At 54.6% G+C, this 14,149-nt stretch carries 11 protein-coding genes; all 11 read left to right on the top strand.

The genetic code is table 11. The features are described from left to right. Positions 1-1,029: 1,029 nt before the first annotated feature. The 11 genes from flhD to AC6I8T_RS08540 all read left to right on the top strand — a co-directional run bounded on the left by flhD (position 1,030) and on the right by AC6I8T_RS08540 (position 14,117). Positions 1,030-1,380, top strand: coding sequence for a flagellar transcriptional regulator FlhD (gene flhD / locus AC6I8T_RS08490; RefSeq protein WP_013508776.1), 351 nt, complete (start codon positions 1,030-1,032; stop codon positions 1,378-1,380). After that, positions 1,380-1,958, top strand: coding sequence for a flagellar transcriptional regulator FlhC (gene flhC / locus AC6I8T_RS08495; RefSeq protein ID WP_013508777.1), 579 nt, complete (start codon positions 1,380-1,382; stop codon positions 1,956-1,958). Before flhD ends, flhC begins: the two co-directional genes overlap by 1 nt. 132 nt (positions 1,959-2,090) lie before the next feature. Beyond that, positions 2,091-2,978 (top strand): flagellar motor stator protein MotA, encoded by an 888-nt coding sequence (gene motA / locus AC6I8T_RS08500; protein ID WP_208725300.1) that lies wholly within the window; start codon positions 2,091-2,093, stop codon positions 2,976-2,978. After that, complete coding sequence (motB, locus tag AC6I8T_RS08505) at positions 2,975-4,003, top strand: flagellar motor protein MotB (protein WP_021185715.1); 1,029 nt, start codon at positions 2,975-2,977, stop codon at positions 4,001-4,003. The genes motA and motB overlap by 4 nt, the downstream gene beginning before the upstream one ends. A 10-nt stretch (positions 4,004-4,013) precedes the next feature. After that, on the top strand, positions 4,014-5,999 hold the full coding sequence (gene cheA, locus AC6I8T_RS08510; RefSeq protein WP_208725525.1) for a chemotaxis protein CheA: 1,986 nt from the start codon (positions 4,014-4,016) through the stop codon (positions 5,997-5,999). A 23-nt stretch (positions 6,000-6,022) separates the two neighbouring features. Further along, on the top strand, positions 6,023-6,520 hold the full coding sequence (gene cheW, locus AC6I8T_RS08515) for a chemotaxis protein CheW (RefSeq protein WP_036627437.1): 498 nt from the start codon (positions 6,023-6,025) through the stop codon (positions 6,518-6,520). 167 nt (positions 6,521-6,687) lie between these two features. Next, positions 6,688-8,355, top strand: coding sequence for a methyl-accepting chemotaxis protein (locus AC6I8T_RS08520; protein WP_303464890.1), 1,668 nt, complete (start codon positions 6,688-6,690; stop codon positions 8,353-8,355). A 224-nt stretch (positions 8,356-8,579) separates the two neighbouring features. Beyond that, positions 8,580-10,250 carry a methyl-accepting chemotaxis protein gene (locus AC6I8T_RS08525; RefSeq protein ID WP_208725303.1) on the top strand — a complete coding sequence of 557 codons (1,671 nt, stop codon included), beginning with the start codon at positions 8,580-8,582 and terminating at the stop codon, positions 10,248-10,250. A gap of 163 nt (positions 10,251-10,413) precedes the next feature. After that, a complete protein-coding gene (locus AC6I8T_RS08530) occupies positions 10,414-12,090 on the top strand; it encodes a methyl-accepting chemotaxis protein (protein WP_021185307.1) in 1,677 nt (558 codons plus the stop codon). A gap of 105 nt (positions 12,091-12,195) precedes the next feature. Beyond that, entirely contained in the window at positions 12,196-13,071 is an 876-nt protein-coding gene (gene cheR, locus AC6I8T_RS08535; protein ID WP_497833705.1) for a protein-glutamate O-methyltransferase CheR, read from the top strand. Then, positions 13,068-14,117 (top strand): protein-glutamate methylesterase/protein-glutamine glutaminase, encoded by a 1,050-nt coding sequence (locus AC6I8T_RS08540; RefSeq protein ID WP_021185305.1) that lies wholly within the window; start codon positions 13,068-13,070, stop codon positions 14,115-14,117. The genes cheR and AC6I8T_RS08540 overlap by 4 nt, the downstream gene beginning before the upstream one ends. The last annotated feature ends 32 nt before the right edge of the window (positions 14,118-14,149 follow it).

Raw genomic sequence — 14,149 nt, forward strand, 5'->3', positions numbered from 1 at the left:
CCCTGGAACGTAGCGGCGCGATTTATCGCGCAATTTCGTATGCGCTGCCGGCAAAACCCGCACGATAAATCGCACCGCTACGCTGGCAGCGTTTACATTCGCTTTCCTCACTCATTATTACGCCCCGTAATCGACGCTTTTTCGTTAAGCCGCGAATATACGATATATCAGGCAATTCCGTTATTTTCGCTCAAAAAAGCAACAATCAGGTGTGAAAACGCTTTTTTTCTCGATGCAATCCTAAAGATCTTCATCCCGCTGCCGATAGTTTTGCTACATCAATGCCTAAGCGCAACGATTCATTCATATCCCTAATGTAACGCATTGTTACATCCACTGTCGTTCACTAAACACTCCCTACGAACCGTTAACGCTATGTTGGCGCTCCGCGCAGACTATTCACATAACGCTTGCGGCACGCCGTTTATGACTTTGCGCAATATTCCCTGTAAGTGATTAATTTGAAAGCGAATAATTTCGACTTAATTTAGCATATTATGCTACTTGTTCTTTTAAAGGTGGTGCATTGCCGCGACCTAATCGCAACGTGGCAGATAAAAGATCGCTTCAGGCTGTTGATATGCCAGATAGCGATTTGTAAGCGAAACGACAGGGAAATATTAGCGAAATAATGCATTTTTGATTAAAAAATGAGCAACAGAAAAGCAAAGCTGAAGGGTTGGAGAAAAAATTTGCCTTAAAAGTGTGACGTAGATCACACTTTATCTAAAATTTCACCCTTATCACGTTGTATGTCGAAATCAGACGATATAGATTTGCCTTGTTTTCGGAATAGTCTTAAAAAACTGTAAGCAGACGTCACGGAAGATGGTTACAACTCAAGAAAAGATTGGCCTGGAGTTATGACTACTACTGATCAGTGTCCCGGTGGGAAGTGAAACAGTTCAGTACACGTTTGGCTATGCCTGAATATTTTTTGCCATCTTTAGATTTACCAACCAGCAACCCGAACCATAGAGATATTCTTTCTGTGGCCGTATATATGTCGCGTCTATCAGGATGGAAAAAATGGGTACATCAGAATTACTAAAACATATCTATGACATCAACTTGTCATATTTGTTACTTGCTCAGCGTTTAATTAACCAGGAAAAAGCTTCAGCAATGTTTCGTTTGGGTATCGATGAGTCGATGGCCGATGCATTGTCACAATTAACTCTACCTGAGATGGTAAAATTAGCGGAAACCAATCAACTGGTTTGCCAGTTCCGCTTCACTGACCACAACATTATTAATCGCCTGACACAAGAATCGCGCGTGGATGATTTACAACAAATCCACACCGGTATTTTATTATCCAGCCGTTTACTGCGTAACGCGTCCAAAGACGACGTTGGCACGAAAAAGAGGGCGGTATAATGAGCGAAAAAAGTATTGTTCAGGAAGCGCGCGACATTCAACTCGCCATGGAGTTGATTACGCTGGGCGCGCGACTGCAAATGCTGGAAAGTGAAACGCAGCTGAGCCGCGGTCGCCTGATTAAGTTGTACAAAGAACTGCGCGGTAGCCCACCGCCAAAAGGGATGTTGCCGTTCTCCACTGACTGGTTCATGACCTGGGAACAAAATATCCATGCTTCCATGTTCTGTAACGCCTGGCAGTTCCTGTTAAAAACCGGGTTGAGCAACGGTGTGGAAGCGGTAATCAAAGCGTACCGTCTCTATCTTGAGCAGTGTCCACAATCTGATGATGGCCCGCTGCTGGCGCTGACGCGTGCGTGGACGCTGGTACGATTTGTGGAAAGTGGCATGCTGGAACTCTCCGATTGTAAATGCTGCAACGGTAGCTTTATTAACCACGCACATCAGCCAGCAGGCAGCTTTGTGTGCAGCCTGTGCCAGCCGCCATCACGCGCGGTAAAAAGACGTAAACTTTCTGCAGATTCTGCCGATACCTTTCCACAACTGCTGGATGAACAGGTTAAACACGCCGTTTAAGTTTGTTCGCATCGTGGAAGCCATCCAGCAGCGGTTAATCCGCTGCTTTTTTTTTGCGCTACGTTTGTGAATAACACCTGCGGCTCTCTGGCTTAACTTCCACCAACACGTTACGGACGTAAGGATTTTTTTGTGCTGATTATTCTGGGTTATATCGTGGTCCTCGGGTCCGTGTTAGGCGGCTACTTGTTGGTTGGCGGCCATCTGGGCGCGCTTTATCAGCCATCGGAGTTGCTGATAATTGGCGGCGCTGCCGTTGGTGCTTTTTTGGTCGGTAACAATGGCAAGGCAATTAAAAAGACCTTAAAAGCATTTCCCTTGTTAATGCGCGGCTCGAAATATAACAAAGCCGTATACATGGATTTAATGGCTCTGCTGTATCGCCTGATGGCGAAATCCCGTCAGCAGGGGATGTTATCTCTCGAGCGCGATATTGAAGATCCCAGTCAGAGTGAAATTTTTGCTAACTATCCGCGTATTCTGGCCGATAAACAGTTAGTGGATTTTATTACCGATTATTTGCGTTTGATGGTGAGCGGAAATATGAACGCCTTCGAAATCGAAGCGTTGATGGACGAAGAAATTGAGACCTATGAGCACGAGTGTGAAGTGCCAGCGCAAAGTTTATCCGCGGTCGGTGACGGCTTACCCGCCTTTGGTATCGTGGCAGCGGTAATGGGCGTGGTGCACGCACTGGCATCGGCGGACCGTCCGGCAGCAGAACTGGGTGCGTTGGTGGCACATGCGATGGTGGGGACCTTCCTTGGCATCCTGCTGGCTTACGGCTTTATTTCGCCGCTGGCCTCACTGTTACGTCAGAAATGCGCTGAATCCACCAAGATGATGCAGTGCATTAAAGTGACTTTGCTCTCCAGTCTCAACGGTTACGCCCCGCAGATCGCGGTAGAGTTTGGGCGTAAAACCCTGTACTCCACAGAACGTCCGTCGTTCCAGGAGTTGGAAGAACACGTACGCAACGCGAAAAACCCGGCTAAACAGACCTCGGATGAAGCCTCATGAAGCATGGCAATCGCCCCATTGTGCTGATCAAACGGCGCAAACATAAAAGGCATGAAGGAGGTCATGGCTCATGGAAGATCGCCTATGCCGACTTTATGACGGCGATGATGGCGTTCTTTATGGTGATGTGGCTGCTCTCGATCGCGAACCCGCAGCAGCTGATACAGATTGCGGAATACTTCAGAACGCCGTTGAAAGTGGCGTTAACCGGTGGACAGCGCAGCAGCGACAGCGACAGCCCCATTCCTGGTGGCGGTGATGATCCGACCAAAAAGCAGGGTGAGGTCAAGAAAGCGGTCGATATGGATGCACAGAAACGTCAGCTGGATGATATCCGTCTGAACCGTCTGCGTGAAAAACTCGACCAGCTGATTGAAGCCGATCCGCGTCTGAAAGCGCTGCGTCCCCATTTGATCATCAATATGGTGGAAGAGGGGTTGCGTATCCAGATCATCGATAGCCAGAACCGACCGATGTTTAAAACCGGCAGCGCCGAGGTTGAGCCTTATATGCGCGATATCCTGCGTGCCATTGCGCCGTTGTTGAATGCTATCCCCAACAAAATCAGCCTGGCGGGGCACACCGATGACTTCCAGTATGCCAATGGCGATCGTGGTTACAGCAACTGGGAACTGTCGGCAGACCGTGCCAACGCCTCACGTCGCGAGTTGGTGATGGGGGGGCTTGATGCCGGCAAAATGCTGCGCATCGTCGGTATGGCTGACACCATGAAACTGAAAAACCGCGGGGGTGATGATGCTGTTAACCGCCGCATTAGCCTGCTGGTGTTGAACCATGACACTGAAGCAGCAATTGAAAAAGAGAACGCCGAGAGCGATGCCGTCCAGGTTAGCGACCCGGCACAGATAATTCCCGATATTACCGCGCCCGCAGTTCCGGCTGCGCCGACAGCACCAGCGGCTTCAACGACACCGGCAGCGCCGGCTGCTTCGACGACGCCAGCTGCTCCGGCCAATCCGGGTGCAAGTGCGGTGACTACTGACCACTCCTCACAGCCGAGGTGATCCCGTGAGCATGGACATCAGCGATTTTTACCAGACGTTTTTTGATGAGGCCGATGAGCTGTTAGCGGACATGGAGCAACACCTGTTGGGACTGGATCCCCAGGAGCCAGATTCCGAACAGTTGAATGCTATCTTCCGCGCTGCCCACTCGATTAAGGGCGGAGCCGGTACGTTCGGCTTTACCGTTTTACAGGAAACCACTCACATCCTGGAAAACATTCTGGATGGTGCGCGTCGTGGCGAAATGGCGCTCAGCACCGACATCATCAACCTGTTTTTGGAAACCAAAGATATTATGCAGGAACAGCTCGATGCCTATAAAACCGCGCAGGAACCGAACGCAGAAAGCTTTAACTACATCTGCGAAGCCCTGCGTCAGCTGGCGCTGGAAGCCAAAGGGGTAGCGCCAGCCGCACCGGCCGCTGCTGCCGTGGTGGTAAACGAGGTGCCTGCGGTGCCGGCCACCGGCGCTGCGGGACTGCGTCTGCAACTGGTTGACCTGAAAGAAAAAGAACCCGATTTGTTGCTGGAAGAACTGGGCAATCTCGGTACGTTAAGTGACGTGGTAAAAGGTGCCAACACACTGGAAGCCACTATCGACGGCGTGGGTAAAGATGACATCGTCGCGGTGCTGTGCTTTGTGATTGAAGAAGCACAGATTCGCTTCCCGGAAGGTGCCGCTGCGCCTGAAGCCGCTCCGGCACCTGCGCCAGTGGTTGCGGCTGAACCGGCACCCACTGCCACCGTAACCGATATTACTCCGGCGAAGCGCGAAACCAAACGCGCAGCCGCACCGGCCAAAGCCAGCGAATCCAGCAGTATCCGCGTTGCGGTAGAGAAAGTTGATCAGTTGATCAACCTGGTGGGTGAACTGGTGATTACCCAGTCGATGCTGGCACAGCGTTCCGGCGAACTGGACCCGGTGGCACACGGTGATCTGCTGAACAGCATGGGGCAGTTGGAACGCAATGCGCGCGACCTCCAGGAATCGGTGATGTCGATCCGTATGATGCCGATGGAGTATGTCTTCAGCCGCTTCCCGCGCCTGGTGCGCGACCTTGCCAGCAAGCTGGGTAAAGAGGTGGAACTGACGCTGCTCGGCAGCTCGACCGAACTGGATAAGAGCCTGATCGAACGCATTATCGATCCGTTAACTCACCTGGTGCGTAACAGTCTCGACCACGGTATTGAATCACCGGAAAAACGTCTGGCCGCCGGGAAAAGCGGTGTCGGTAATTTGACGCTGTCTGCGGAACATCAGGGCGGCAACATCTGTATCGAAGTGGTCGATGACGGTGCGGGCCTCAACCGTGAACGTATTCTGGCGAAAGCGATGTCCTCTGGCCTGCCGGTCAGTGAAAGCATGAGCGACGAAGAAGTCGGCATGTTGATCTTCGCACCTGGCTTCTCCACCGCTGAACAGGTAACCGACGTGTCGGGCCGTGGTGTTGGCATGGATGTGGTGAAGCGAAATATTCAGGAAATGGGCGGTCACGTCGAAATCGCCTCGAAGCAGGGCAAAGGCACCACCATCCGCATTCTGCTGCCGTTGACGTTGGCTATTCTGGATGGGATGTCCGTACGTGTTGCCGATGAAGTGTTTATCCTGCCACTCAACGCGGTGATGGAATCGCTGCAACCGCGTGCCGAAGAACTGAAACCGCTGGCCGGTGGCGAACGCGTGCTGGAAGTGCGTGGTGAGTATCTGCCGCTGGTGGAACTGTGGAATGTGTTCGATGTGCAGCACGCCAAAACCGATGCTACGCAGGGGATTGTGGTGATCCTGCAAAGCGCAGGCCGTCGCTATGCCCTGTTGGTTGATCAGCTGATTGGTCAGCATCAGGTGGTGGTGAAAAACCTCGAAAGCAACTACCGCAAAGTGCCGGGCATCTCCGCCGCCACCATCCTTGGCGATGGCAGCGTGGCGTTGATTGTGGATGTCTCAGCCCTGCAATCGCTGAACCGTGAAAAACGTGTGGCCGGTGCCGCAGCGTAATCGATAACGAAAAGGTAAATACAATGACTGGAATGGCAACCGTGACGAAAATCGCTGGCGAAACCGTGGGCCAGGAGTTCTTAGTCTTCACGCTGGGAGATGAAGAGTACGGTATCGATATCCTGAAAGTGCAGGAAATTCGTGGCTACGATCAGGTAACGCGTATCGCGAACACGCCGGAATTTATCAAAGGCGTGACCAACCTGCGCGGCGTGATTGTGCCGATTATCGATCTGCGCGTGAAGTTTTCGCAGCCAGATGTGGATTACAACGAGAACACCGTGGTGATTGTGCTGAATCTTGAGCATCGCGTGGTGGGTATCGTGGTGGACGGTGTTTCTGATGTGCTGTCCCTGACGCAGGATCAAATCCGTCCGGCACCGGAATTCGCCGTGACCATGTCGACTGAGTATCTGACGGGCCTTGGCGCGTTGGGTGAGCGCATGCTGATTCTGGTGGATATCGAGAAGCTGCTGAGCAGCGAAGAGATGGCGCTGGTCGATACCCTGCGCAGCGCATAAGACCTGACTAATTAACGGGTCGGCTCGCCCGGCCCGTTATCATTTCATGTGGAAATAATTCCTTATAAATCAACATTATTTTTGCATTTTCTTCACCATCTGATCTCAATTTCATCCCTGCCACGCCGATAACTTCACTGCATTTTTTTCACTTTTCAGGGCAATGTATGTTTACGAAAATCCGTGTTGTCACCAGCTTATTGCTGGTGCTGTTGATCTTTGGCTTTTTGCAGTTGGCTTCAGGGTCGCTGTTTTTTAAAGCACTGAGTGATGACAAAACCAGTTTTAACGTCGCGCAGCTGGCGAGCAAAAACATCGCTGCAATCAATGATGCTTACATGAGCCTCAATCAGAGTCGGGTGCTGCTGACACGCATTATGTTACGTGTTGCTAACAGCAAACTGTCGGGCGAAACCGCCGATTTGACCTCGCTGTATGACCAAAGCAAAGGCTTTCAGGATAACGCGACAACAAACTATCAGCTGTTCAAGAACACCCCGGATACCCCAGGGCAGGATGCACAGCTCAATAAACATCTGGATGAGACGTTTAGCGCTTACGCCAGTGCATTGAGTCAGATGCAGGATGCGTTGCAGGCCAACGATATTGAAAAAGCCGGTAAGCTGCCGGTGGCACCTACCCAGAGCGCTTTCCTGAAGGATTACACGCAGTGGCGTGCCGATCAGGATCGCCTGACTGAAGCCGGTGTGGAAGCCAATATCTCTGCCTATACGCGCATGATGTGGCTGCTTGGCATTGTGATGGCGGTGGTGGTGGCAGTGATTGTGCTGTGCTGGTTTGGTCTGCGTAAGGTGCTGATCAACCCGCTTAACAGCAACATTCGTCATATTCAGCACATCGCGCAGGGTGACCTCACGCAAACCATCGCCATTGAGGGGCGCAATGAAATGAGCCAACTGGCGAGTAACCTGCATGAAATGCAGCAGTCGCTGGTGCGTACCGTCAGCAACGTGCGCGACGGCTCTGACGCCATCTTTACCGGTGCCAGCGAGATTTCTGCTGGCAACAACGATCTGTCGGCGCGTACTGAAGAACAGGCAGCCTCGCTGGAGCAGACCGCCGCCAGCATGGAGCAGCTGACTGCCACGGTGAAACAGAATGCCGAGAATGCGCGTCAGGCGTCGCAGTTGGCACTCAGCGCCTCAGAAACCGCGCAGAAAGGCGGCACGGTGGTGGATGGCGTGGTACGCACCATGCAGGATATCGCCGGCAGTTCGAAGAAGATCGCCGATATTACCAGCGTGATTGACGGTATCGCCTTCCAGACCAACATCCTGGCCCTGAACGCGGCGGTGGAAGCTGCGCGTGCCGGAGAACAGGGTCGTGGTTTTGCCGTGGTGGCCGGTGAAGTGCGCAGTCTGGCCCAGCGTAGCGCCCAGGCGGCGAAGGAGATCAAGGGACTGATTGAGGACTCGGTCAATCGCGTCAATACCGGTTCCACGCTGGTCGGCACCGCCGGGGAAACAATGAGCGATATCGTCAATGCGGTGACGCGCGTGACGGACATCATGGGCGAGATTGCGTCGGCGTCGGACGAGCAGAGCCGGGGTATCGACCAGGTCGGCCAGGCGGTGACCGAGATGGACCGCGTAACGCAGCAGAACGCCTCGCTGGTGGAGGAGTCGGCGGCGGCGGCAGCGTCGCTGGAAGAGCAGGCGAGTCGCTTAAGCCAGTCGGTGTCGGTGTTTAAAATCCCGCGTGCGCAGGCCGTTGCCGCCGTGACGCGTCACCCGCAGATTGCACCGAAGCTGCTGGATACACCGCGTAAAGCGGTGACTGCGCCAGTCAGCGACAGCAACTGGGAAACGTTCTAACCCCACGCTGACTGACAGCGCGTATAAATCGTGCCGCTACGGACAGTGAACTAAAAAATGCGCCTGAAAAGGCGCATTTTTTTTACTGTTAATTTTTTTAGTTATAAAACTCTGCAATCAACATAAATGGCAGAGTTTTAGTTTGTAAAGACGCTTAAACGCCCTCAGAAACTCAGAGGCGTGGTCGATAACAGGGGGAGCCGAAACACTTTTTTGGAGAACCCATGTTAAAACGAATCAATGTAGTGACCAGCCTGATCACCGTCTTGTTGGTCTTTGGTGCTTTGCAGTTAATTTCGGGCGGCCTGTTCTGGTCAGCCTTACAAAAAGATAAGGAGGCATTTGCGGTCGCACAGGTGTCTACCAACAATGTTGCGGCGATGAGCGATGCGTGGATTGAACTCAACCAAACCCGTACGGTGCTGAACCGCGCGATGTTACGTATGCAAGGCAGCATGGCGGCACAAACCAATGGCGGCCAGTTGGCGGCACTGATTGCACAGACGGAAAAGCAGCTCAAGGCAGCCGATGGCTATTTCCAGCGTTATTACAATTTGCCAGCCACACCGGGGTTTCCGGTTGAGCTGCGTGACCGACTGGAGGCGGATTATGCTGCCTATGACAACGGTCTGAAAGCGATGCTGGAGCGCCTGAAGGCCGATGACCTGCAAGGCATGTTTGCGCAGAACATCGAGGCCAAACAGGTGGTGATGAAGGGGACCTATGAAGCCTGGCGTACTAAACAGAGTGAGCTGGCGGCGGCAGGTGTTGCGCAGAATGAACGCGCCTTCAACACCATGATGTGGTTGCTTGGCAGCATGGTGGTGGTGGTGCTCGCGGTCATCATCGGCTGTTGGTTTGGCCTGCGTAGCGTGTTGATTCAGCCGTTACAACAGCTGCTGACGCACATTCGCCATATTGCGGCGGGTGATTTGACCCAGCCGATTAAGGTGGAAGGTCGCAACGAGATGAGCCAACTGGCGGAAGGACTACTGGAGATGCAGCAGGAGCTGGTGCGCACCGTCAGCAACGTGCGCGACGGTTCCGACGCCATCTTTACCGGTGCCAGCGAGATTTCTGCTGGCAACAACGATCTGTCGGCGCGCACTGAAGAACAGGCGGCCTCGCTGGAGCAGACCGCCGCCAGCATGGAGCAGCTGACCGCCACGGTGAAACAGAATGCCGAGAATGCGCGTCAGGCGTCGCAGTTGGCACTCAGCGCCTCAGAAACCGCGCAGAAAGGCGGCACGGTGGTGGATGGCGTGGTACGCACCATGCAGGATATCGCCGGCAGTTCGAAGAAGATCGCCGATATTATCAGCGTGATTGACGGTATCGCCTTCCAGACCAACATCCTGGCCCTGAATGCGGCGGTGGAAGCCGCGCGTGCCGGAGAACAGGGTCGTGGTTTTGCTGTGGTGGCCGGTGAAGTGCGCAGTCTGGCCCAGCGTAGCGCCCAGGCGGCGAAGGAGATCAAGGGACTGATTGAGGACTCGGTCAATCGCGTTAATACCGGTTCCACGCTGGTCGGCACCGCCGGGGAAACCATGAGCGATATCGTCAATGCGGTGACGCGCGTGACGGACATCATGGGCGAGATTGCATCGGCGTCAGACGAGCAGAGCCGGGGTATCGACCAGGTCGGCCAGGCGGTGACCGAGATGGACCGCGTAACGCAGCAGAACGCCTCGCTGGTGGAGGAGTCGGCGGCGGCGGCAGCGTCGCTGGAGGAGCAGGCGAGTCGCTTAAGCCAGTCGGTGTCGGTGTTTAAAATCCCGCGTGCGCAGGCCGTTGCCGCCGTGACGCGTCACCCGCAGATTGCGCCGAAGCTGCTGGATACACCGCGTAAAGCGGTGACCGCGCCAGTCAGCGACAGCAACTGGGAAACCTTCTAACCCCCGCACTGACTGACAGGCATATACGGAGCGGCGCGATAAATCGTGCCGCTACGATAAGTGCCAGTGGACAGACTCAGCTGGTCCAACCCCTTCTATCCAACATAAAGATCACCCCCTGGACGCCGATAACAGAAGCGATCCGCCAACCAATGAGGTGTTTATGTTTAGTCGTGTTCGTGTCGTTTCCGGCCTGCTGTGTGTGCTGGCGCTGTTTGCCTTACTACAGCTGTTTTCCGGAGGGATGTTTTTTCAAACGGTGAAAGCCGATAAGGATAATTTTGCCTACAACCAGCGCCTCAGTACCTTGCAGCGGGCGATGGGCACCTCATGGGTTTCGTTGGTTCAGGCGCGCAACACGCTGAACCGTGCCGGAATCCGTTATCTGCTGGACACTCAGCAGGCTGGTTCGGGTGCTACCGTGAAAGAATTGGTGGCATTGGCCAGTGAGGAACTGAAAGTGGCCGATCAAGGGTTTGCTGAATTTAACGCCAACCTGTCTGAAAAGGGTAAAACGGCAGAAAACGTGCTGACGCTTCAGGCGAATTACAACGCTTATCACGGCGCGTTGCAGGAACTGATCGATTTTCTCAATACCGGTAACTTCAAAGGATTTGTCGACCAGCCCACTCAAGGGTTCCAGGACAAATTTGCTAAGGATTACAACGCCTGGCTGAGTTACAACAAAATTCTCGCCCTGCGCGGCATTGATGACAACCTGGCTGCCTATCACAAGTCAGTCTGGCTGATTGTCGCCATGCTGGTGGTGACGCTGGTGTTGATCGCCCTGGTGTGGAGCGGGATGCGTACTGCGTTGATCCGCCCGCTGACGCAGAGCATCGAACATATCCGCCATATTGCGCGCGGCGATCTGACGCAGCAGGTTGAGGTTAATGTGCGCAACGAAATGGGTGAGCTGCTGAGTTCTCTGCAACATATGCAGCAGGAACTGGCCCGCACCGTCCGTACCGTGCGTGATGGATCTGACGCCATTTATACCGGTGCCAGCGAAATCGCGATGGGCAACAACGATCTCTCCTCACGTACCGAGCAGCAGGCGGCATCACTGGAGCAGACTGCCGCCAGCATGGAGCAGCTGACTGCCACCGTCAAACAGAACGCCGAAAATGCCCGTCAGGCCTCACAGCTGGCGCTGACTGCGTCAGAAACTGCCCAGCAGGGCGGCAAAGTGGTGGATGGCGTGGTCACCACCATGAAAGAGATTGCCGGTAGCTCGAAGAAGATTGCGGATATCACCAGCGTGATTGATGGCATCGCCTTCCAGACCAACATTCTCGCGTTGAACGCGGCGGTGGAAGCCGCCCGTGCCGGGGAGCAGGGACGTGGTTTTGCGGTGGTCGCCGGTGAGGTGCGCAGTCTGGCACAGCGCAGCGCCCAGGCGGCGAAAGAGATCAAAGGTTTGATCGAGGACTCGGTCAGCCGTGTTGATACCGGCTCGGTGCTGGTGGAAAGCGCGGGTGAGACCATGACCAACATCGTCAATGCGGTCACGCGCGTGACCGACATCATGGGTGAGATTGCCTCTGCGTCGGACGAACAGAGCCGGGGTATCGACCAGGTGGGTCTGGCGGTTAACGAGATGGATCGCGTTACGCAACAAAACGCCGCGCTGGTGGAAGAGTCAGCGACTGCGGCGGCGGCACTGGAAGATCAGGCCAGCCGACTGAAACAATCGGTGGCGGTGTTCAATATCGGTAAAGAATTTGTCGCCCAGGCCGTTAACGTAACTACAGCGCCAAAATTATTGCGTCCGGCTGCCTCTAAAGCACTGGCACAACCGGCAGGCGCCCGCGCTGACGATAACTGGGAAACCTTTTAAACCTGTGGCCGTGGCAACACGGCCCCTGTACCTGGGTGCGCACTGGCAGCACAGTAGCAACCGCAGTAATCACAATTTAATCAGTTTGTTGCCGGGTGACCTGAGATGAAGAAATCGACGTTAATGGATCAAAATGAAGCGACCTCGCTGCTTACGCAGATGGTGCAGCGCCTGCCGCTTTCTGATGCGCACTTTCGTCGTATCAGTCAGCTGATCTATCAGCGAGCAGGCATCGTGCTGGCCGACCATAAACGCGAGATGGTTTACAACCGTCTGGTACGTCGCCTGCGGATGCTGAACATTGATGATTTTGGCCGTTATCTGGCGCTGCTGGAGCAGGATCCTAACAGCGCCGAGTGGCAGGCATTTATTAATTCCCTGACCACCAACCTGACGTCTTTTTTCCGTGAGGCGCACCATTTTCCTATCCTGGCCGATCATGCGCGGAAGCGCAGTGGTAGCTACAACGTGTGGTGTGCTGCGGCGTCCACCGGCGAAGAACCTTATTCGATCGCCATGACGCTGGCAGAAACGCTGGGTAGCGGGCCGGGGAAGTTTCAGGTCCATGCCAGCGATATCGATACACAGGTGCTGGAAAAAGCGGTTGCAGGCGTTTATCGCCAGGAAGAGTTGCGCACGCTGTCGCAATCGCAGTTGCAGCGCTTTTTCCTGCGTGGCACAGGCCCGCATGAAGGGATGGTGCGGGTGCGTTCGGAACTGTCGAGCCAGGTCAGCTATGCCCAGCTCAATTTGCTGGCGAATGACTGGTCGCTGCCTGGCCCCTTCGACGCGATCTTTTGTCGCAACGTGATGATCTATTTCGATAAAGAGACGCAGGAGCAAATCCTGCGCCGTTTTGTTCCCCTGCTGAAGCCAGGCGGCGTGCTGTTTGCCGGGCATTCAGAGAACTTCAGCCAGATCAGTAAAGAGTTCTGGCTGCGTGGACAGACAGTCTATGGACTGACCAAGGAAAGACGATGAGCAAAATCACCGTGATGTGCGTGGATGACTCTGCGCTGATGCGGCAGTTGATGACCGAAATCATCAACAGCCATCCTGATATGGAGATGGTTGCGACTGCACCGGACCCGCTGGTGGCGCGTGACCTAATCAAGCAGTACAACCCGCAAGTGCTGACGCTGGATGTGGAAATGCCGCGCATGGACGGCCTCGATTTTCTCGAAAAGCTCATGCGTCTGCGTCCGATGCCGGTGGTGATGGTGTCATCCCTCACCGGGAAAGGTTCCGAGATCACCCTGCGGGCGCTCGAATTAGGGGCGGTGGACTTTGTCACCAAGCCGCAACTCGGTATCCGTGAAGGCATGTTGGCTTATAGCCAAATGATCGCCGACAAAATCCGCGCCGCGGCACGGGCTAAATTGCACGTTCGTACCGCCACGGCGGTACCAGCCACGTTGAAAGCGGTGCCGTTACTGAGCAGTGAAAAGCTGATTGCCATTGGTTCCTCAACCGGCGGCACCGAGGCGATTCGCCATGTGCTCCAGCCACTGCCCGCGACCAGCCCGGCGCTGCTGATTACCCAGCATATGCCACCGGGATTCACCCGATCGTTTGCTGAGCGGTTGAATAAGCTGTGCCAGATCACCGTGAAAGAGGCGGAAGACGGCGAACGTATTCTGCCCGGCCATGCCTATATCGCGCCGGGTGCGATGCATATGGAGCTGGCACGTAGCGGCGCCAACTACGTGGTGAAGATTAACGACGCACCGCCTGTCAATCGTCATAAGCCGTCAGTGGACGTGCTGTTCCGATCGGTGGCGGTCAACGCCGGACGAAATGCAGTGGGCGTGATTCTGACCGGGATGGGGAACGACGGCGCGGCCGGGATGCTGGAAATGCATCGCGCGGGTGCCTGGACCATCGCGCAGGATGAAGCCAGTTGCGTGGTATTTGGCATGCCGCGCGAGGCGATTGCACTCGGCGGTGCCAGCGAAGTGGTCGATTTGGGCCACATCAGCCAGCACATGCTGGCGAAAATTAGCGCCGGACAGGCATTGCGAATTTAACAGGCCCGTCCTGCCGGGCGAGACAACACAGG

The sequence above is a fragment of the Pantoea sp. X-Soil-OKNW-556 genome, from assembly GCF_059730695.1.

What these genes read in the sequence shown, in the direction of transcription:
- flhD (WP_013508776.1), top strand. Translation starts at nt 1,030, where the DNA reads ATGGGTACATCAGAATTACTAAAACATATCTATGACATCAACTTGTCA.
- flhC (WP_013508777.1), top strand. Translation starts at nt 1,380, where the DNA reads ATGAGCGAAAAAAGTATTGTTCAGGAAGCGCGCGACATTCAACTCGCC.
- motB (WP_021185715.1), top strand. Translation starts at nt 2,975, where the DNA reads ATGAAGCATGGCAATCGCCCCATTGTGCTGATCAAACGGCGCAAACAT.
- cheA (WP_208725525.1), top strand. Translation starts at nt 4,014, where the DNA reads ATGGACATCAGCGATTTTTACCAGACGTTTTTTGATGAGGCCGATGAG.
- cheW (WP_036627437.1), top strand. Translation starts at nt 6,023, where the DNA reads ATGACTGGAATGGCAACCGTGACGAAAATCGCTGGCGAAACCGTGGGC.
- AC6I8T_RS08520 (WP_303464890.1), top strand. Translation starts at nt 6,688, where the DNA reads ATGTTTACGAAAATCCGTGTTGTCACCAGCTTATTGCTGGTGCTGTTG.
- AC6I8T_RS08525 (WP_208725303.1), top strand. Translation starts at nt 8,580, where the DNA reads ATGTTAAAACGAATCAATGTAGTGACCAGCCTGATCACCGTCTTGTTG.
- AC6I8T_RS08530 (WP_021185307.1), top strand. Translation starts at nt 10,414, where the DNA reads ATGTTTAGTCGTGTTCGTGTCGTTTCCGGCCTGCTGTGTGTGCTGGCG.
- cheR (WP_497833705.1), top strand. Translation starts at nt 12,196, where the DNA reads ATGAAGAAATCGACGTTAATGGATCAAAATGAAGCGACCTCGCTGCTT.
- AC6I8T_RS08540 (WP_021185305.1), top strand. Translation starts at nt 13,068, where the DNA reads ATGAGCAAAATCACCGTGATGTGCGTGGATGACTCTGCGCTGATGCGG.